General features: G+C 38.8%; 1 protein-coding gene. It reads right to left on the bottom strand.

The window, feature by feature from the left end:
* Positions 1-295: 295 nt before the first annotated feature.
* Positions 296-4,426 (bottom strand): two-partner secretion domain-containing protein, encoded by a 4,131-nt coding sequence (locus F6K22_RS30345; RefSeq protein WP_293106784.1) that lies wholly within the window; start codon positions 4,424-4,426, stop codon positions 296-298.
* Positions 4,427-5,350: the final 924 nt, after the last annotated feature.

Consider the following 5,350-nt stretch of genomic DNA (forward strand, 5'->3'; position numbering starts at 1 on the left):
TTAATCCTTCTGTTAGATCAATTGCCCCTGCTGTACTTTCTATCGTTATATTTCCTGAATTTTGAGTCTCAGAAGAAGTAGTAATATCTGCTGTATTAATATCCCCTGCTCCAATAATTTGTATATTACCTCCATTATTCTTGCCTCTAGCATCTATATCATTTTGAGCAGTTATCGCCCCTGTTGTACTTTCTATAGTTATATTTCCGGCATTTTCCTCAGAATAAGTAGCAATATCTGCTGTATTAATATCCCCTGCTGCCGTTATCTCTACATTCCCTGCATTTCCTGAAACTTAATGACTGAAAAGCGAACCTGCAGTGGTATTAATTGAACCTGCTGTGCTTTCTATGCGAATTTTACCAGCATTTTGATAAGACTCGGTTGTAATTCCTGAGGTAGTAATATCCTGTACTCCAATAATTTGTATATTACCTCCATTATTCTTGCCTCTAGCATCTATATCATTTTGAGCAGTTATCCCCCCTGCTGTACTTTCTATCGTTATATTTCCGGCATTTTGAGTCCAAGAGATAGCAGTAAGATATGCTGTAGTAATATTCTCTGTTGCTTTAATCTGTATATTACCTCCATTTCCATTAGAGGATGAGGCATTTAATCCTTCGGTTAGATCAATTGCCCCTGCTGTACTTTCTATCGTTATATTTCCTGAATTTTGAGTCCAAGAGCTAGCAGTAATATCTGCTGTATTAATATCCTGTGCTGCTGTTATCTCTACATTACCCCCATCTCCATCAAAGGATGAAGTATCCAATGAAAGTGTATCAATATTACCAGAGATAGCATTGAGGTTAATATCACCCCCAATTCCTTGATTTGAACTAGAATTAATCGGACCTGTAATAATGTTGTTGTTAGCCTTCAGGTCAACTGTACCCCCATCACCAGTTTTGCTCAAACTACGAATATTTGCTACACTAATATCGCCATGAGTTGCTTCTATATTAATTGCCCCACCATTTCCTCCACCACTCTGAACAACAGGAGTACGTAGCAAGAGTTGTGTTCCTACGGCAGTCCCCCAAGGAGCAGCATCACCAGCTCTGTACAAAGTGCCATCATCTGCTGTAGGATAAGTATCTTTGACCGTCAAAGTCCAAGTTCCATTGGGGTTCTCTCCATTAAAATCTGCTAAATTTCCTTGAGGACGATATGTACCATTAAACGGAGCGTTACCAGAGCTAATACTTGCAGAAGCATCATCATTCAATACTGTATCCTGAAAATTGTCTCCATCACCACCAACACCAGCAAACAATGTTACTTCCTGCCCTTCTGGTGATGTCAGATAAACTTCTAAATCTGAATTCCAAGTATGTGCGGCAGAAAACCGAACATCTAGATCCTCTACAGTTCCCAAGTCACCATCTACAGTAAAAGTAAAGGTTGCATCCCCTGTTGTACCTTCTGTCGGTATTGCTCCACCCTCATCCACATCTACATTAAAATTAAATAATGAATAGGTTGATAGCGAAGTATCAATATTTCCCAAAACAATTTCAGCACCAGCAATAGTCAAATTGCGCCCATTAGTCTTAATAGTATCTGCCCCATTCTCAAAGGTATTCGGATCGCTACCAATATCTGCTTGGTTATCCAACATCTGAACAACACCAACTCCATCCCCATCCACATCTGCACGAAATTCTATCTCTCCATCCCCAGGCAGAAATTCCAACACATCATCCTCTATATCCTCAACAGTAATATTATTTGTCGCCTCTAACTTAATATCCGCATCCCCAGAAGTTTCATCAAACTCATCTGCTATGGAAATATTAGTTGCAGACAAAGAAACATTTTCCCCATTACTACTAATTCCACTTCCTGTAGCAGAAATATCTCCAGTCGCTTCTATATTAATCGCACCATCCGCAGAAATATTTTCTGTTAATGTAACATTTCCTTCGCTCTTAATTTCTATATTTCCTCCACTTGCAGAAATACCATCTACATCCTCGCTCACACCACCAATATTTACATTTCCTAAATCAAAAAATACTCCTCCACTACCAGAAACCGCTTCTAAGTTCTCCACATTTAACTGCAAAGGCGCATCTGTTAAACCTATTCCACCACTGCCACTTGTTTGAAATAAAACACTACCCGCATTAATAATTGAATTCTCAGAAACCCTAGCAATATTTCCCCCATTAGCATTAACTAAAACCTGCCCTGTTGTAGTTAAATTTGCCAGATTTATATCCCCTACTTCTCCCAAATTTCCTAACTCAATATTAATAGTGCCACTACCAGCATTTAACGTCGTTCCATCTAACTGATTTATTGATGCTGCCCCTTCACTCCGGTTAGCAACATTCATCTCATCATTATTACCAAGTAAATCAATATTTCCATTCCCAACTGATGTATCAATATCAGCATTTATATTAATACTTCTACCAGCTTTTAATTCTACAGACGAATCAGTTTCTATCTTTTCATTAACTGTTATATCATTGTCAGCTTCTAATATTACATTCCCTGATAATTGCCCAATATTTTCTGCCGAAATTGTCACATCTGCATTCTCATCTTGAGCAATTTGTGAATTATTGGAATTTTCTGGTTCTCCTTCTCCTTGTGCTTGTCCTATCGTTATAGTTTCTGGTTGTAATAATATCGTTCCATCTTCTCCTAATGCTGCAGTAACATCCACAGTTCCATCAAATGTTAATTCTTGTCCCGTAACTTCAACAAACCCTCCATTACCAGAAAATTCTCCTCCTGTAGCATCAATCTCTCCCGCAAAATTAATAGTTCCATCAGACCAAATTTTTACATCTCCTCCGTCTCCATTGTCAAAAGCATTAGCAGAAATAGTTGAGCCAGTATCAAATGTTAATTCTTGTTGTCCCCTAACTTCAACAAGCCCTCCATTACCAGAAAGTAACCCTCCTGCAACATCAATCTCTCCCGCAAAATTAGTAATTCCATCAGACCAAATTTTTACATTTCCTCCATCTCCATTCCCCATAGCACTAGCATAAATAGTTGAGCCACTATCAAATGTTAATTCTTGTTGTCCCCTAACTTCAACAAACCCTCCATTACCAGAAAACCCTCCTGTCGCATCAATCTCTCCCGCAAAATTAGTAATTCCATCAGACCAAATTTTTACATCTCCTCCATCCTCAATAGCATAAGCGTAAATAGTTGAGCTACTATAAAATGTTAATTCTTGTTGTCCCCTAACTTCAACAAACCCTCCATTACCAGAAAGTAACCCTCCTGCAACATCAATCTGTCCCGCAAAATTAGTAATTCCATCAGACCAAATTGTGACATCTCCTCCATCTCCATCCTCAATAGCATAAGCATAAATAGTTGAGCCACTATTAACAAAAGTGTCTTGAGAATTGAAAACTGTGCCTTCGGAGTTGCCTCCAATTAATACTTTACCTCCACCATTTAAACCATTCGCATTAATATTAGTATCAATCAGAGCTACGCGATCGCCTAACACATTAACCTGCCCTCCTACATCCTCACCGCTCGATACATCCAAACTCCCAGAAGCGATCGCCGTTCCTGCTACATCTTCAACCACTGTATTTGAAGCTGTCAATACCACTTCCCCACTTTCATTCACAGTTATGGATGTGGCGCTCATGTCGCTCCCACCTGTTAAAAGTCCGGGCAAAGATTGGGGGGTAATACTTACAGTTTCTGACTCACTCCCTGTTGTTGAGGGTACTTCTAAACTTAATACATGTCCTGGTTGAGATATTTTCAGAGTGCTGCCACCTTCTACTGCTGCAATGGTAATGTTTCCCCCTGGGGTGGATAGTTGACCAGTGTTGATGACTGTTCCACCTACAAAAGTTAGGTTTTCTCCAGGATTTAATGTTAAATTGGCTTCGTTAACTATAGCACCTGGGTTAGATACATTAAATCTATAACCACTGGGTTCTCCGACTAAATTAGCATAATCATTTGTACCCATGGCCTTAAACCAGTAATTGTTGTTATCAAAACCAATTCCTGTGGCGGTGGTGACACTGAATGAGGCGGGTATGTTGAGGCTAGCGTTTGGGCCAAACATTATGCCTGCGGGGTTCATTAAAAAGAGGTTGGAATTACCCCCGATAACTTGGATAAGACCATTAATATAAGAGGCATTTCCACCAGTAACTCTACCAAGAATGTTGCTAGTGTCTTGGGTGGTGACAAAGTTGGCAGTTTGGCCAGAATTGACATTGAATTGGTCAAAGCTATGAAAAAGGTTGGCCCCACTGCGAGTACCACCTTGGATATCAAATTGATTACCGTTTTGATTAATAGTTGTGTTGGTGCCGTCGTTAGCAGGAGTTATAGGTTGAGATTTGGCGGGTGCTGCTGCTAATGTGCCAAGCATTATAGTCAGAGCTGTGATTTTGTAAGAATCTGCAAAATTAGGTTTCATAAATATATTCAATACTAGGAGTTAAAAAATGATAAAAATCATAAGACTTCTTGCAGAAGTCAGGGAATAGGGAATAGGGAATAGGGAATAGGGAGATTAAATTGTTGATTTTATATCTTGAATTAATTTAATCAAGACTTTTGCAAGAGGTCTATAGATAGGGAAACTATCGAACGGCCGACTAGGAGGCCACCTAAATTATTAATTCAGAAGCTGTTTGTCAACTCATAAAAACCTCTCTCCAAACCTCTCTCCTACTCCGAGAGAGGCTCCGGCAACCCCCCTTCCCTTGTAGGGATGGGGGGCAGGGGGGTTAGGTTTGCGCGGATTTATCAGTTCCATGCAGTACTTCTCAAACCGTTTGTCAGTAAAACTTTGATATTTCCAGTGACAAAAATCACCCAAAACTCCACATAGGTAATGGAAATAGGTCAATAGCCTGAAAATGGCTCTAACCCAAATGGATAAAAAATATGATTCTTAGATGCGAAACCCTTGAGCTGTAATCTTTGTAGCCTATTTGAAAAGTATTTTTAGCTCTAGCAATGTTTTCTGATAATTATTTGGGTGTAATTAAATTTTACATTCCAATAGCATTGCTAAATAGTAGAAAATAAAAATTATCTATAGTTTATCATATTTTATCAGATTATGTCAATGATAAAAATTCTCCAAGCATCATACAACAGATAGAAAAACCCTTAGATAGGAGCAATAATAGGCTTTCTGTATCTACCTTAAAATTTAATTAAGATTGCGCCAACAGTATCCATCTAAGCTTGAGAAATATGCGCTTCGAGTTGACTCAAATTTTTCGCTAAATCTTGAAGAGTATTGAGTAGTTGTTCCTTAGCTTCACCTACAAATAAATCATTAGCCAAACCTAACAACTTATAAGCATCTAGGGTCATTTCCTCAAATAAC

Origin of the sequence: Okeania sp. SIO2F4, assembly GCF_010672385.1 — a bacterium.
Taxonomy (GTDB): Bacteria; Cyanobacteriota; Cyanobacteriia; order Cyanobacteriales; family Microcoleaceae; genus Trichodesmium.